This window comes from Rhizobium sp. NZLR1b (genome assembly GCF_019685155.1).
In the GTDB taxonomy this organism is placed as follows: Bacteria; Pseudomonadota; Alphaproteobacteria; order Rhizobiales; family Rhizobiaceae; genus Rhizobium.
This window is the reverse complement of the sequence record NZ_JABDWC010000019.1, coordinates 65,507-79,590: the sequence shown is the minus strand read 5'-3', so window position 1 is coordinate 79,590 and position 14,084 is coordinate 65,507. Positions and strand designations below refer to the sequence as shown.

Annotated in this window: 14 protein-coding genes and 1 pseudogene; 10 read left to right on the top strand and 5 right to left on the bottom strand. The window is 61.0% G+C overall.

The features are described 5' to 3' along the window. The first annotated feature begins 48 nt into the window (after window positions 1-48). The 4 genes and pseudogenes from HJB84_RS23850 (at window position 49) to HJB84_RS23835 (ending at window position 4,771) form a co-directional block, all read left to right on the top strand. On the top strand, window positions 49-1,467 hold the full coding sequence (locus tag HJB84_RS23850) for a PLP-dependent aminotransferase family protein (RefSeq protein ID WP_221117093.1): 1,419 nt from the start codon (window positions 49-51) through the stop codon (window positions 1,465-1,467). 121 nt (window positions 1,468-1,588) lie between these two features. Next, window positions 1,589-2,165, top strand: a pseudogene (locus HJB84_RS23845) (acyloxyacyl hydrolase). A 121-nt stretch (window positions 2,166-2,286) separates the two neighbouring features. Then, window positions 2,287-4,518, top strand: coding sequence for a phosphoribosylformylglycinamidine synthase subunit PurL (gene purL / locus HJB84_RS23840; RefSeq protein ID WP_207580629.1), 2,232 nt, complete (start codon window positions 2,287-2,289; stop codon window positions 4,516-4,518). Between the two features lie 19 nt (window positions 4,519-4,537). Further along, on the top strand, window positions 4,538-4,771 hold the full coding sequence (locus HJB84_RS23835; RefSeq protein WP_003586236.1) for a BolA/IbaG family iron-sulfur metabolism protein: 234 nt from the start codon (window positions 4,538-4,540) through the stop codon (window positions 4,769-4,771). A 214-nt stretch (window positions 4,772-4,985) separates the two neighbouring features. Here HJB84_RS23835 and HJB84_RS23830 read toward each other — a convergent pair whose 3' ends face one another. From HJB84_RS23830 to HJB84_RS23820, 3 genes are all read right to left on the bottom strand, one after another. Next, window positions 4,986-5,456: an SRPBCC domain-containing protein gene (locus HJB84_RS23830; RefSeq protein WP_221117092.1), complete on the bottom strand. Its 471-nt coding sequence runs from the start codon at window positions 5,454-5,456 to the stop codon at window positions 4,986-4,988. 1 nt (window position 5,457) lies between these two features. Next, the gene (locus HJB84_RS23825; RefSeq protein ID WP_259671157.1) at window positions 5,458-5,784 is read right to left on the bottom strand and encodes a helix-turn-helix transcriptional regulator; all 327 of its coding nucleotides are present in this window, start codon (window positions 5,782-5,784) and stop codon (window positions 5,458-5,460) included. Window positions 5,785-6,019: 235 nt separating this feature from the next. Further along, window positions 6,020-7,255: a hypothetical protein gene (locus HJB84_RS23820; RefSeq protein WP_221117091.1), complete on the bottom strand. Its 1,236-nt coding sequence runs from the start codon at window positions 7,253-7,255 to the stop codon at window positions 6,020-6,022. Window positions 7,256-7,420: 165 nt separating this feature from the next. On the opposite strand from HJB84_RS23820, the gene HJB84_RS23815 reads away from it, so the two are divergent. From HJB84_RS23815 to HJB84_RS23790, 6 genes are all read left to right on the top strand, one after another. Next, window positions 7,421-7,669, top strand: a complete 249-nt coding sequence (locus HJB84_RS23815) for a hypothetical protein (RefSeq protein WP_207580632.1) — start codon at window positions 7,421-7,423, stop codon at window positions 7,667-7,669. A 161-nt stretch (window positions 7,670-7,830) separates the two neighbouring features. Further along, window positions 7,831-8,652 carry a c-type cytochrome gene (locus HJB84_RS23810; protein WP_207580633.1) on the top strand — a complete coding sequence of 274 codons (822 nt, stop codon included), beginning with the start codon at window positions 7,831-7,833 and terminating at the stop codon, window positions 8,650-8,652. Between the two features lie 144 nt (window positions 8,653-8,796). Further along, window positions 8,797-9,132, top strand: coding sequence for a Grx4 family monothiol glutaredoxin (gene grxD, locus HJB84_RS23805; RefSeq protein ID WP_207580634.1), 336 nt, complete (start codon window positions 8,797-8,799; stop codon window positions 9,130-9,132). A 138-nt stretch (window positions 9,133-9,270) separates the two neighbouring features. Then, complete coding sequence (locus HJB84_RS23800; RefSeq protein WP_221117115.1) at window positions 9,271-10,476, top strand: multidrug effflux MFS transporter; 1,206 nt, start codon at window positions 9,271-9,273, stop codon at window positions 10,474-10,476. 35 nt (window positions 10,477-10,511) lie between these two features. Further along, window positions 10,512-11,792, top strand: a complete 1,281-nt coding sequence (locus tag HJB84_RS23795) for a multidrug effflux MFS transporter (RefSeq protein ID WP_221117090.1) — start codon at window positions 10,512-10,514, stop codon at window positions 11,790-11,792. A gap of 39 nt (window positions 11,793-11,831) precedes the next feature. Further along, complete coding sequence (locus HJB84_RS23790; protein ID WP_221117089.1) at window positions 11,832-12,305, top strand: GNAT family N-acetyltransferase; 474 nt, start codon at window positions 11,832-11,834, stop codon at window positions 12,303-12,305. A 44-nt stretch (window positions 12,306-12,349) separates the two neighbouring features. Here the strand turns inward: HJB84_RS23790 and HJB84_RS23785 are convergent, their stop codons facing one another. Both HJB84_RS23785 and HJB84_RS23780 read right to left on the bottom strand, forming a co-directional pair. Next, a complete protein-coding gene (locus HJB84_RS23785) occupies window positions 12,350-13,174 on the bottom strand; it encodes an inositol monophosphatase family protein (protein ID WP_207580637.1) in 825 nt (274 codons plus the stop codon). A gap of 41 nt (window positions 13,175-13,215) precedes the next feature. Next, on the bottom strand, window positions 13,216-14,043 hold the full coding sequence (locus HJB84_RS23780) for an inositol monophosphatase family protein (RefSeq protein ID WP_221117088.1): 828 nt from the start codon (window positions 14,041-14,043) through the stop codon (window positions 13,216-13,218). Between the last annotated feature and the right edge of the window lie 41 nt (window positions 14,044-14,084).

Below are 14,084 nucleotides of genomic sequence, written 5' to 3'. Positions count from 1 at the left end.
ACTCTTAATCTTGACAGGGGCAATGTGACAATATAGGTAATTGTCACCATGACAAATTGGCTTCCCGATCTCTCCCGCGGTTCCGGTCCGGTCTATCTCCGGCTTGCCGACAGCATCGAAACTGCCATCGCCAGCGGCGCCCTGCCCGCCGGCAGCAAATTGCCGCCGCAACGCAACCTCGCTTACGATATCGGGGTGACCATCGGCACGATCGGCCGCGCCTATGCATTGGTGCACGAGCGCGGCCTGGTCGCAGGCGAGGTCGGGCGCGGCACTTATGTGCTGAACCGTTCAGAAACCCAGCCTGGGGAACAGACCGACCCGCTGACTGTCTCGCTTGGCGGCACCCGCGTCCAGGACGCGCCTGCAGACAAGATCCGCTTTGATACCACTGCCGCCCCGGACCTTGGCCAGGGAAAGATCATATCCGGCATCCTCGCCAAAATCGGTGAGCAGCATCTCGCCGAGATTTCATCCTATTCCCGCACTTTTCCGCGCAACTGGTTTGAAGCCGGCCGCCTCTGGCTTGCCCGCGGCGGCTGGACGCCGGAGGCCGAAAACATCGTGCCGACACTCGGCGCTCATGCGGCGGCGATCGCCGTCATCGCCGCCGTCTCGGCGCCGGGCGACAAGATCGTCTTTGAGGATCTCACTTACACCCAGGTCAGCCGCAGCGCCCGCCTTCTCGGCCGCCGCACGCTGACTGTCGAGTCCGATGAACTCGGCGTGATCCCGGACGATTTCGAGCGGCTCTGCCAGCAGCAGCATCCGAAGATCGCCTTCCTGATGCCGACCGTCCACAATCCCACCGTGGCGATCATGCCCTACGAGCGGCGCGCGGCAATCGCCGCAATCGCCAGGAAACACGGCGTTTGGCTGATCGAAGACGATCTCTACGGCGGCATGGCCGACGATGAGACGCCACTGCTCGCCTCGCTTGCCCCCGATCGAACGTTCCTCGTCAACGGCTTGTCGAAATCGGTGGCCGCTGGTGTGCGCGGCGGCTGGGTCGCATGCCCGCCACATTTTGCCCAGCGCATCCGGGTGACGCACAAGATGATCACCGGTGGTCTGCCCTTCATCCTGGCGGAGACCTGCGCGCGCCTCGTTGAAAGCGGTATCGCCCACGAGATCCGCAAGCAGAGCGTCGAGGAACTCTCCCGGCGCGTCCGGCTTGCCCGGGAGCAATTGCAGGGCTTCGATTTCACGTCGCACCTGCACGCGCCCTTCCTCTGGCTGAAATTGCCGGAGCCCTGGATGTCGGGCACCTTCAAGAATGCCGCCTTCCGAGACGGCGTGCTCGTCGACGACGAGGACGAGTTCAAGGCAGCCCGCGGGGAGAAATCCTATCATCGCGTTCGCATCGGTTTTTCCTCGCCGAAGACGGGGCAGGAACTGATCTCCGGCCTGATGATTCTGCGCCGGCTGCTGGAAAATGGCGGTTCCGCCTATGACGGTGAAATATGACGTGTTGCAGATACACGTCATAATTTAGAAAAACGCCAGAGCCTGTTCACAGCGCTTCACTGACTCAACCTCCATGTTACCTCTTTGTTATTCGCGCCTAACGCGAATCAAAGGACAGGATATGAGGGTCGGCTTCGGAAGAATCGCGTTGGTTTTTTGAGTGCCGCGTCAGCAGCAGCGGTAACCCGAACCTTGATGGCAGGTTCGGCAAATGCCGGCGAGCAGATATTCGATGAACTGCGTTTTGGGGTTTCGACCTCGGTGCAATCGGGCCATTCCAGGGAAGACGGCGTCTTTCCTGAGATTACCGCTCTCTTCGATCCTTTCGGATCTGACACGGCCGTCGGCTGGCAGCAGCAGTTGTTACACCCCCGTGTCCATCTCGGCACCTCGATCGGCACGTCGGGCGAGGTCCCCCAATTCTTCACAGGTTTCGCCTGGACGGTCAATTTCAACGAGAAGCTCTTTGCCGAAGCCGGCTTCGGCGGCGTTATCCATACGGCGATCTCAAGGGCAATGGCGATGGCCCGGAACTCGGCTGTCGCGTTCTGTTCCGCGAATATGCCGGCGCCGGCTACCGTTTCAATCCTCACTGGAACCTGATGGCCCAGATCGCCCACTCCTCGCATGCCAATCTCTGCGACGGCCCGAACGACGGCGTGACACGCGCCGGCCTGCAGGTTGGCTACAAGTTCTGACCGGTTTGACCCCTTGTGGGAAAAGCCTGCCCGCCCTCTGTTGACGGCAAGCTTTTTTCTGTCGCGCGTCGCCGCTACATAAGCTAAAGACAGCGCAAAACGCGCCAGGGACTTTCCGCTCATGACCATTCCAAACACCATGCCGATCACGCCGGAACTCATTGCAAGCCATGGCCTGAAACCGGACGAGTACCAGCGCATTCTCGATCTGATCGGCCGCGAACCGACTTTTACCGAACTCGGTATCTTCTCGGCCATGTGGAATGAGCACTGCTCCTACAAATCCTCGAAGAAGTGGCTGCGCACGTTGCCGACCACGGGGCCGCGCGTCATCCAGGGCCCGGGCGAAAATGCCGGCGTGGTCGATATCGATGATGGCGATTGCGTCGTCTTCAAGATGGAGAGCCACAACCACCCCTCCTATATCGAACCCTACCAGGGGGCCGCGACCGGCGTTGGCGGCATCCTGCGCGACGTCTTCACCATGGGTGCGCGCCCGATCGCCGCCATGAACGCGTTGCGCTTCGGCGAGCCGGATCACCCGAAGACCCGCCATCTGGTCTCCGGCGTCGTCTCCGGCGTCGGCGGCTACGGCAATTCCTTCGGCGTGCCGACCGTCGGCGGCGAAGTCGAGTTCGATGCCCGCTATAACGGCAACATCCTCGTCAACGCCTTTGCCGCCGGCATCGCCAAATCCAACGCCATTTTCCTGTCCGAGGCCAAGGGCGTCGGCCTTCCGGTCGTCTATCTCGGCGCCAAGACCGGCCGCGACGGCGTCGGCGGCGCGACGATGGCATCGGCCGAATTCGACGAATCGATCGAGGAAAAGCGCCCGACCGTTCAGGTCGGCGACCCCTTCACCGAAAAGTGCCTGCTCGAAGCCTGCCTTGAGCTGATGCAGACCGGCGCCGTCATCGCCATCCAGGACATGGGTGCGGCCGGCCTCACCTGCTCGGCCGTCGAAATGGGCGCCAAGGGCGATCTCGGCATCCTGCTCGAGCTCGACAAGGTGCCGGTGCGCGAAGAGATGATGACCGCCTACGAGATGATGCTGTCGGAAAGCCAGGAGCGCATGCTCATGGTGCTACAGCCGGAGAAGGAAGCGGAAGCCAAGGCGATCTTTGTCAAATGGGGCCTCGACTTTGCCATCGTCGGTAAAACGACAGACGACCTGCGCTTCCGCGTCATGCATCAGGGCGAGGAAGTCGCCAATCTGCCGATCAAGGATCTCGGCGACCAGGCGCCGGAATATGACCGCCCCTGGCGCGAATCCGGCAAGCAGGCTCCCCTGCCCGCTAATCTCGTCGCAGCCCCTGAGGATTACGGCCAGGCGCTGCTCCAGCTTGTCGGCTCCGCCAATCAGTCGAGCCGCCGCTGGGTCTACGAGCAGTACGACACGCTGATCCAGGGCAATTCGCTGCAGCTTCCGGGCGGCGATGCCGGTGTCGTGCGCGTCGACGGCCACCCGAGCAAGGCGCTCGCCTTCTCCTCCGACGTCACCCCGCGTTATGTCGAGGCCGACCCCTTCGAAGGCGGCAAGCAGGCAGTCGCCGAGTGCTGGCGCAACATCACCGCGACGGGTGCCGAGCCGCTCGCCGCCACCGACAATCTCAATTTTGGCAACCCCGAAAAGCCCGAAATCATGGGCCAGTTCGTCGAAGCGGTGAAGGGCATTGGCGAAGCCTGCCGCGCGCTCGACTTCCCGATCGTCTCAGGTAACGTCTCGCTCTACAACGAGACCAACGGCGTCGCCATCCTGCCGACCCCGACAATTGCGGGCGTCGGCCTGCTGCCGGATTGGCGCCAGATGACCCGCATCGGCTCCGCCAATGACGGCGACAAGGTGATCATGATCGGCGTCGACGGCAGCCACCTCGGCCAGTCGGTCTACCTCCGCGATGTGCTCGCCAGCCGCGAAGGTCCGGCACCCGAAGTGGATCTGTTTGCCGAGCGGCGCAACGGCGATTTTGTCCGCTCCGTCATCCGCAACGGCCAGGCGACCGCCTGCCACGATATTTCGTCGGGCGGCCTTGCTGTGGCGCTCGCCGAAATGGCCATGGCATCGAACAAGGGCCTGATGATCGATCTCGACGAAGGCAAAGGCGCGCCGCATGCGCTGCTCTTCGGCGAAGACCAGGCTCGCTACATCTTGACGGTGCCTGCCGACGTGGCAAATTTCGTCTGCGCCAATGCAGAAGGCGCCGGCGTTCCTTTCCGCCGCCTCGGCACGGTCGGCGGGACGGCGCTCGTCGTCGGCGATCTGATCGCGCTGCCGATTCAGCAATTGCGCGATGCCCATGAATCGTGGTTCCCTGATTTCATGGAAGGCCGCGGCGAACTCGCCGCGGAATGATGCGCAAGGAGTAACGATCATGGCCATGAAACCCGGCGATATCGAAGACATGATCAAGGCTGGGATTCCCGGTGCCAAGGTGACGATCCGCGATCTGGCGGGCGACGGCGATCATTACGCCGCCGAAGTCGTCGCCGAAGTCTTCCGCGGCAAGAGCCGCGTGCAGCAGCACCAGATGGTCTACGAGGCGCTGAAGGGCAATATGGGCGGCGTGTTGCACGCGCTGGCGCTGCAGACCTCCGCGCCGGAATAGGCTCGTCCTGTGGATAAACGACGCCTGGCGCTTGGGTCTAACCCCTAACTTAAATGTGGCATCCAAGTAGATATTAATGCCGAATCCCGTGCGGCATGAACGTTTCGCGTGGTTTATCTTGCTGGAAAAATCTTCATGAAGCACTCTGCGCACTCACCTGTCGCGGAATGCTTGTTTTCGCGACGTCGCAAAATCCAGTCGCAAAACTGCCGCCTTAATTGGAAGTTTTGCTACGCCTGTCTTGAATATCACCGGCTAAATAGCTCTCCAGCCCATCCAGCAGCGCGCTCCAGCCGTGTTCTCGCCCTTCAGCGCCGTCGCTCGGCGGGATGACGCATAACTGTTCCACGTAAGTCAGCTTCGTCCCGCCGCCATGGTCGGAGAACAGCAGGGTCGCCAGCGACACCGTATGGATACGACCATTGAGGGCCATCGAATAGGCAAACACAATCCTCTTGGATTCCTTGATCTCGAAATAGTGCGTCTGGTTGGTGTGGGTTCCCATGTCCGTGACAAAGCTGCTGCGCTCGGCTCCTCCCTCGCGAAAGTCGCATTCCGCCAGTCCTTCACCGAACCATGCTTTCTTCTTTTCGGGAATCGCCCACGCCGCCCAGACGTGATCCACGCAATTGGAAAAAACGCGCTCGATGGTAATCGATCTGTGCTCTTGTTCTGTTTTTGTCACTTTACTGCTCCTGATTTAGGAAGTTGCCAAGTCTGTCGAAACGTTCCTCAAGCCCGGCGCGGTGCTGACGGACCCAATGTTCCACCCGCATCAGCGAGTCTGGTACGAGGCTGACCGTTCTCACTCGCCCGGATTTGCTTGACGCGATGACGCCCGCGTTTTCGAGTACGCGGAGGTGCTTCAGGAACGAGGGGCCTGCCATATCGAACGGCCGCGACAGATCGGTCACCGAGGCAGGTCCATCCACGAGCCGTTCGACGACTGCGAGCCGGGTCGGGTCGGACAAAGCCCCGAAAATCTTCGGGACGCTCACATCATAGGTATCCATATGGCTATCTTTACAGAGAGCTGATGGATCGGTCAAGATAGATATCCATACGGCTACCTTTTTTTGACTGGGCACGCTTTGAGCAAGGGATATGAAGCTTGTTCGCACTTGTTTGTCGCAAGATTTCTAACTTCCGCGACAAACGGCCGGCACTGAACTTTCCTGTCAATGTCGCAAGAAACTGCTCGCAAAAGTGGGAGTTTCGCGACAGGGATTTGCGACGGGGCTGGGGCGCTCAGCCGGGCATTCGCTTTTCATCGGGGCTGGCGAAGACCGATGCCGGCATCGGCCCTGATGTCATCAGCGTGAAATCGAAGGGCGCCTTCAGGTCCGGCCCGAGCACATATTGCCGGTGGACGCGCAGCTGGTCCTTGCGGATCTTGCGATAGTGTTTGCGCGTCAGCATCTGCTTGACGCGGATAAGGATGATCTTTGCCTCGTTTGCATCCGGATGGCCACACACGGAAACGACGGGCACCTTGTAGAAATTGATCGAGTCCGTCAGACACTGCACGTCGAGCCAGGAAATGTCCTCGCACCGGGCAATCAGCCCGACGCGGGCACGCAGCTGCGTTGCCGATGACAGCAGCGCGCATTGCAGGATGGCGCTGCCGAGGGTCGCAAACACCACGCGCTTGCCCTTGAAGATCTCCGGCTCCCTTTCCAGCAATATGCCGATGACATGGGCGGCAACGTTCGACCCCATGCTGTGCGAGGAGATCACATATTCGTCCGCCTCTTGCGCCAGCGCCTTGCGCACGGCAGCCGCCCGGTCTTCCAGCCAGTCGTTGAAATCCGTCCGGTCCATGCGGCCGAGCGCCACCGCCATTTTCCAATCGGCAAACAGATGCAGCGTATGGAAGCGTTCGGAAAACGGCAGGAAGGCGAAGATGAAGAAGCAGAGCGCGAGCGGCCCGCTCCACAGCATGTGCCACGGTGAAAAGCCGAGACCATAGGGCAGCACAGCGATTTGCACCGTCAGCGCAATCGCCAGCGCCGTCAGCAGGAACGGAAAGAGGAAGAATAGGCCGAAGCGCCAGGCATGGCGGAAATATCCCCGCATGCCGCCTTCCAATATGATCTGGGCGCAACTGCGGAAACCCGTAATGATCTGGCTCAGCGTATTGCCGCCGCGCAGCCGGCTTACCAGCGCGTCGTGATCGACCATGTGGATCCAGCTCTTCGTCTGCCAGCCAGGAGAACCAGTGCCTGCCTCGGGCGCCGTGCCGGCTGCCTCAGGCGCCGCGTCAACGGCTGCCTCGGGCGCCGCGTCAGCGGCTGCCCCGCTGCCCGTCGTGACCTCGAAACTGAGGGGATCGCTTCCCGCTGCAGGCGCCCCCACCTCAACTGAATAGCCCCAGACGGCAGCACTCTGCTTGGCAGAACGTTCGTAACGCGCCCTGTGGGCGGCGCCGTCAAGCGGCTCAAATCCGGCGAAGTGTAGGACGACCCGCTTTTCGATCAGTTTCATTCCACCTTCCGGCCGGGCGAATGGCCGGCATGTTGCTTGTGATCCTCGCTGCTTTGCCGCTGATATCGGCAAAAAAGCAGCTCCGGCCTCGAAGCCGTCTTGCTAACGGAACTCTTCCGGAATTCAATAGCACCCATGTCGTTTCCACCACGAACGGAGGGTTTTGTGGCCGATCTCGTCAAAGAATTGATATCAGGCGTCGTCGATAGCGTGCTGAAGGAAATCCTCAAGAAAACCACCGGCCGCGCCACGACGAAGCGCAAGAAGAGTAAAACGCGCGGCGCGTCGACGACGGCTGCAGCGCGCAAGCCAGCCTCGACCGCCCGCAAGACGGCGACGACACGCAAGCCCGCCCGCAAACAGGTGAGCAAGCGCCGCACTGCCGCCGGCCGCAGCCGCCAGCGCAGCAGCTAATGCATGTTGCCCGGAAGTGTGCAGCGGTTCCGGGATAACGACATGCATAAAAACAAAGGACTAAAGCGCGTCGCATGAATCAAGTTTGATGCGACGTGCTTTAGTGCCCGGTGCCTTCGCGGGCACCGATCTTGCAGATTTTTTGGGGGGGGCCTGAGCCAGTGAAACGTATTTTGAAAATTGTCCTCGCGGCCGTTGTCGCGATCTGTCTCATCGCCGTCGCCGGCGTCTACGCCCTGTCGGAGATGCGCCTTTCCAGAACCTACGATATCGCGGCCTCCGATTTTGCCGTCAAGACGACGCTGTCCCCGGAAGAGGCCGAACGCCGCGCCCGCACGCTGATGTGCGGCGGCTGCCATCACGATGCCGGCAACGTGCTGATCGACGAGCCCGGCGTCGGTCGCATCGTCGCGCCGAACCTGACCCGCCTGGTGCCCATGTACAGCGATGCCGAGCTCGTGCGTCTCATTCGCCACGGCGTCAAGAAGGACGGCACCGGCGTCTTGATCATGCCGGCTGGTAATTTCGCCAATATTACTGACGACGACATGGCAGCACTTATCGCCTGGCTTCGCACCCTGAAGCAACTTCCCGACGCCGTTGCGGGAGGAACACAATGGGGGCCGCTCGGCCGAGTGGGCCTGGCGCTCGACAAGATCCCCTTCGAGGCAGATCTGGTGCTTGCCGTCATCGCCCCCGCCGCCACGCGCCCGGCCGATATCGGTGAATATGCCTTTAGGACCGATTGCAGCCACTGCCACAATCTCGATACGGCGAAACAGTCCGAAGCCTTTCTTGCCCCGGCGCTGAAGCCCCTGGCACAATCCTATTCGGCTGCCGATTTCAAGAACCTGCTGCGCACCGGAAAGGGTGTCGGAGGCCGCGACCTCGGCGTGATGACCCAGGTTTCGCAGTGGGATTTCAAATATTTCACCGATACTGAAATCGAACAGATTCAGGCTTATCTCACCCACCAACCGTAACGTGCCAGCAACAGCCCCGGAGAGGCCTGCGATAATTGGTCTTTTTTTGGTTTGGGCGGCTGGAATTCCTGCTGCCGCATGCTATCTAAAGACAACGATTGAAACGGCGGGCCTTTAACCCGCCTGTTGAAAGGATTTGGTTCTATGAGCGGCATTAACGAATTCATCGCCAACGAAATCAAGAGCAACGACGTCGTCCTCTTCATGAAGGGCACGCCGCAGTTTCCGCAGTGCGGTTTCTCCGGGCAGGTCGTGCAGATGCTCGATTACATCGGCGTCGACTACAAAGGCGTCAACGTGCTCGCCGATTCGGAGATCCGCCAAGGTATCAAGGAATATTCCAACTGGCCGACGATCCCGCAGCTTTACATAAAGGGTGAATTCGTCGGCGGCTGTGACATCGTCCGGGAAATGTTCCAGGCCGGTGAGTTGCAGCAGCATCTCCAGGAAAACGGCATCACCGTGCGCGGCGCCGCCTGATCGGTCACCGGGCGTCCGCCCGGTTTCCAAATCTGTAATCTTGAGTCCGAGGCGCTGCGGCTAGCAGCGCCTTAGCCTGTTTATGGGAATTTCATTGTGACAGATTCATCACAAGCCGTGTCCGCGGGCCGCCTGCCCATGGGCAAGCGAGAATTTATCGCGCTCGCCGCCTTCCTGATGGCCGTCAACTCTCTGGCGATCGATATCATGCTGCCGGCCTTGCAGCAGATCGGCGCGAGCCTCGGCGTCGAGAGCGAAAATCATCGCCAATTCGTCGTCTCCACCTATCTGCTCGGTTTCGGCTGTGCCCAGCTGTTCTACGGACCGCTGTCTGACCGTTTCGGCCGCCGTACGCCGCTCTTGATCGGTCTCGTCATCTACATTCTCTCCGCCATCAGTATCGTCTTCGTCCCCACCTTCGCCGGCTTGCTCGCCCTGCGCTTTGTCCAGGGCGTCGGTTCGGCGGCAACCCGCGTCATCACAGTCTCCATTGTCCGCGATATCTATGGCGGCCGGCAGATGGCCGAAGTCATGTCGCTGATCATGATGGTCTTCATGATCGTGCCGGTGATTGCGCCCGGCACCGGCCAGATCGTCATGTTCTTCGGCAACTGGCATCTGATCTTCCTCTTCATCGCCGCCATGGCGACTGGTATCGCCGTCTGGGCCTATCTCCGTCTGCCGGAAACCCTGCACCCCACCAATGTCCGCCCCTTCACCGCCCGCTCGATCTTCGGCGCATTCAAGCTGGTGCTGACCAATCGCACGGCGCTTTGCTACACCATCGCCAGCACCTTCATCTTCGGCGCGCTGTTCGGCTTCATCAATTCCGCCCAGCAAGTCTATGTCGGCATTTACGATCTCGGCGTCTATTTCCCCTTCGCCTTCGCCGGCGTGGCGATCTTCATGTCGCTGTCGTCCTTCTTCAATTCGCGCTTCGTCGGCAAACTCGGCATGCGCCGCCTGTCGCACGGCTCGCTCATCGGCTTCATCGCCATCAACACCATCTGGCTGATCGTCCAGATGGCGAGTTCCGAGCCGATGCCCTTTGCTCTATTCATCTCCTTCTTCGGCCTTGCCATGTTCCAGTTCGGCTGGATCGGCTCGAACTTCAATTCGCTCGCCATGGAGCCGCTCGGCCACGTCGCCGGCACCGCCTCCTCCGTGCTCGGTTTCATGAGCACGGTCGGCGGCGCCCTGATCGGTGCCGGCATCGGTCAGGCCTTCGACGGCACCGCATTGCCGATGGTCGCGGGTTACTTTTTCGTGTCGATAATCGGCCTCGTCTTCGTGCTGATCGCCGAGAAGGGCCGCCTCTTCCAACAGCAGAACCCGGCCGTCTGAACGGCCGGCCTCCTCCGCATCCGGGATTTCACCACATGACGCTGCCGCATAAGCCGCACCAGGAAAACCAGGGCTCCCGCCGCATCGGGATGGGCTTTGGCGAATTCGTGGTCACCATCGCCCTCATGACCGCCAGCGTCGCCATGGCGATCGACAGCATGCTGCCGGCATTGCCCAATATCGGCCATTCCCTCGGCGTCACCAATCCCAACGACGCGCAGCTGATCATCGGCGTGTTCTTCCTGGGCTTCGGAGTCTCGCAGATATTCTTCGGCAGCCTTTCGGATACGTTCGGCCGCCGAAACATCCTGCTCGGCGGCCTGGTTTGCTACGTCTTCGGAATGCTGGCCGCCGCAGCGACAGGCAGCTTCGAAATGCTGCTCATCATGCGTTTCGTCCAGGGTATCGGCGGTGCGGCCGTGCGCATCACCACCATGGCCATGGTGCGCGACTGCTTCGGCGGCCGCGAGATGGCCCGTGTCATGTCCTATGTGATGATCGTCTTCATGATCGTGCCGATCGTTGCCCCATCCGTCGGCCAACTCATCATCCTCTACGCCAATTGGCACTGGATCTTCATCCTGCTCGGCATCATCGCCATGATCCTGTTCGTCTGGGCTTTTCTGCGGCTGAAAGAATCGCTGCCGCCGGAAGAGCGGTTGCCGCTGTCGGTTGGCTCTGTCGTCGACGGCTTCAAGACCGTGCTCACCAACCGCATCACCTGCGGTTACATGATCGGTCTCACCATGTTTACCGGCGTCATCAGCGCTTACGTGATCTCGGTGCAGCAGGTGTTCGGCGAGGTTTATGGCCTTGGCGACTGGCTGCCAATTGCTTTTGCCGCGACCGCCGGCGGCATCGCTGTGGCCAATTTCGCCAACGGATTCTTCGTCCGCACATTCGGCATGCGCCGCATCTCGCACGCCGCCCTGCTGATCTTCACGGCGCTGTCGGCAGCAGGCTTCTTCTATTCGCTGGCCGGCAAGCCGGATTTCGCCATCGCCTACGGCATCTTTACTATCGTGCTGATGATGTTTGCCGTGATCGCCACCAATTTCACCGCCATCAGCCTCGAGCCGATGGGCAATCTCGCCGGCACCGCCACCGCGATCACTGGCTTCGTCTCGACGACAGCAGGCGCCATCCTCGGCGGCCTGGTCGGCCAGATGTTCAACGGCACGGTGCAACCGCTCTTCGGCGGCTTCGCGCTCTTTGGCGCAGTCACGATCGCGGCCACGCTCTGGGCGGAGAACGGCAAACTCTTCACGCATCCTGGAGATAGCCCGCAGCTGGATCCAGGTGCTGCCCACTTCTGACACCGAAAACGATTGGCGGCAGTGCGCGAAGGCATCCCAGTGAACGACCGAATTCTGATCAGGCCCTACACGCCAGGCGACGTGGACGCTACAATTGACATTTTCCTGCGCGCCATTCGAGAAGTCTCGTCGAAGGACTATTCAGCGACTGAGATCGAGGCCTGGGCAAAGGTGGAAGACCGCAGCCGATGGGCGGAGCGAAGGATCAGCAGGCCTGCCTGGATCGCGGAATTTGACGGAAAGCCGGCAGGATTTTCGGATCTGACTGGCGACGGCTGCCTGGACATGATGTTCGTGCACCCCGACTTTCAGGGGCTCGGCATCGCAAGCCGTCTGTTGAGAAGGGTCGAGGATGAAGCGCTGAGGCTCGGCTTTGGCCGAATCTACACGGAAGCCAGCCGAACGGCCAGACCGTTCTTCGAGCGCAAAGGCTTCTGGGTGGTTACAAAGCAGATCGTCGCGAAACGCGGCCAAAGCCTGGAGAACTTCCTCATGGAGAAGCTCTATGGATAATTTTCGGCAAGTAGAACGAATGCCGCAGCGGACATTTCATGCCTTCAGACAGTGAACACCTCACGCCGCAGCACCTCCCACGAGGCCTTGTCAGGGGCAATCAGCAGCCCACCATCAAGATGATGCGGCAGGTAGGGCGAGCCGTCGAGACGCGCCGCATGGGCACCTGCCTCCTGCGAGATCAGCGTGCCGGCCAGGTGATCCCAGGGCATCAGCTTGTTGTACATCAGGTAATGCACATGGCCGCCGGCAAAGGTGCGGTATTCGTGAGCGGCACAGCGGTAATTGGTGAGGAAGCGCACTTTGGCGAGATTGCCGAGCACATCGGCCCGCTTCTCCTGCGGCAGGTAACCGGTCGAGGCCATGCCGACCATCTGCGCCAGCGCGACAGGCTCGGCCACGCGCAGCCGCTGCGCCTCGCCATCCGGCCGGCGCAGCCAGGCGCCGCTGCCCTTTTCCGCCATCACCCAGTCGTCGCCCATCGGATCGTAGATGATGCCGGCAATGGTCTCGCCGCCTGATATGACGGCGGCCATGACGCCGAAGGCCGGGATGCCGGAGGCGAAATTGAACGTGCCGTCGACCGGATCGACGACGATCGCCAGATCAGCATCGGCAAGCCTGCCGAGCAGCGCCGGGTCGGCCGCGACCGATTCCTCGCCGACGAACAGCGCCTCCGGCCAGAGCTGTGCGGCTTCCGTCTTGATCATCCGCTCGGCCTGCTCGTCGGCCTCGGTGACGAGATCGGTCGCCTCGCTCTTGGCGCGCACCTCATCCTGGCGGAGCCGGCGGAAGCGCGGCAGGATCTCCGCCTTCGCCGCGCGGCGCAGCAGGTCGGCAAGAACGGTCACGTCGACAGTCACAGTCATGTCAAATCCTTTCGGTCCGGCTTTTTAGGAGGGGCCTTAGATCAGTTGCCGATGATCTCGCGCCGGATCAGCTGCCAGCTGTCCTTATCGGGTGCAGAAATGATGCCGCCCGTGGTCTCGCCGGGGCGATAGGGCGTGCCGTCGAATTTCGCCGTATGGCCGCCGGCCTCCTGATGCGCGAGCACGCCGGCCAGGTGATCCCAAGGCATAAGCTTCGCATGGCCGATGAAATGCAGCTTGCCGGAGGCGACCATCCAATATTCATGGGCCGAGCAATTGAAGGCGAAGGTCATTTTGATCTTCGCCATGTTGGCTGAGATGCGCGAGCGATCCGGATCCTCCATATGCCCCCACGAAATGCCGCCGACCATCTGGTTCAAGGAAGCGGGTTCAGCCACTTTCAACTTTGTCGACTGCCCATCCTGCCGCGTCAGGAAGGCGCCCGCGCCCTTGATCGCCGTCACGGTGTCGCCGAGAACGGGATCGTGAATGATGCCGGCGACGGTTTCACCCCTGACAGTCACCGCAAGGATCGTCCCGAAGACCGGAAGCCCGGCGGCGAAATTGAACGTGCCGTCGACAGGGTCGATAACGAAGGCAAGTTCGGCATCGGCAAGTGCCGGCACGACGGACCGGTCAGCGTCATAGGCTTCCTCACCGACGATGAGCGCTGAGGGAAAGCGCTCTTTCAGGGCCGCGGTAATCCTATGTTCGGCAAGCAGGTCCGCCTGCGTCACCAGATCGGTTGCCGAGGTCTTTTCCGAAACATCGTCAGCACCGAGATTGCGGAAACGCGGCATGATTTCTGCACGCGCAGCCTCCCTGACACAATCGCCGAGAAAGAGAATATCCTGATCTGAAATGGTCATGCGAAATCCTGTACTTCATCCAATAGGCAGTCTGCATAGCC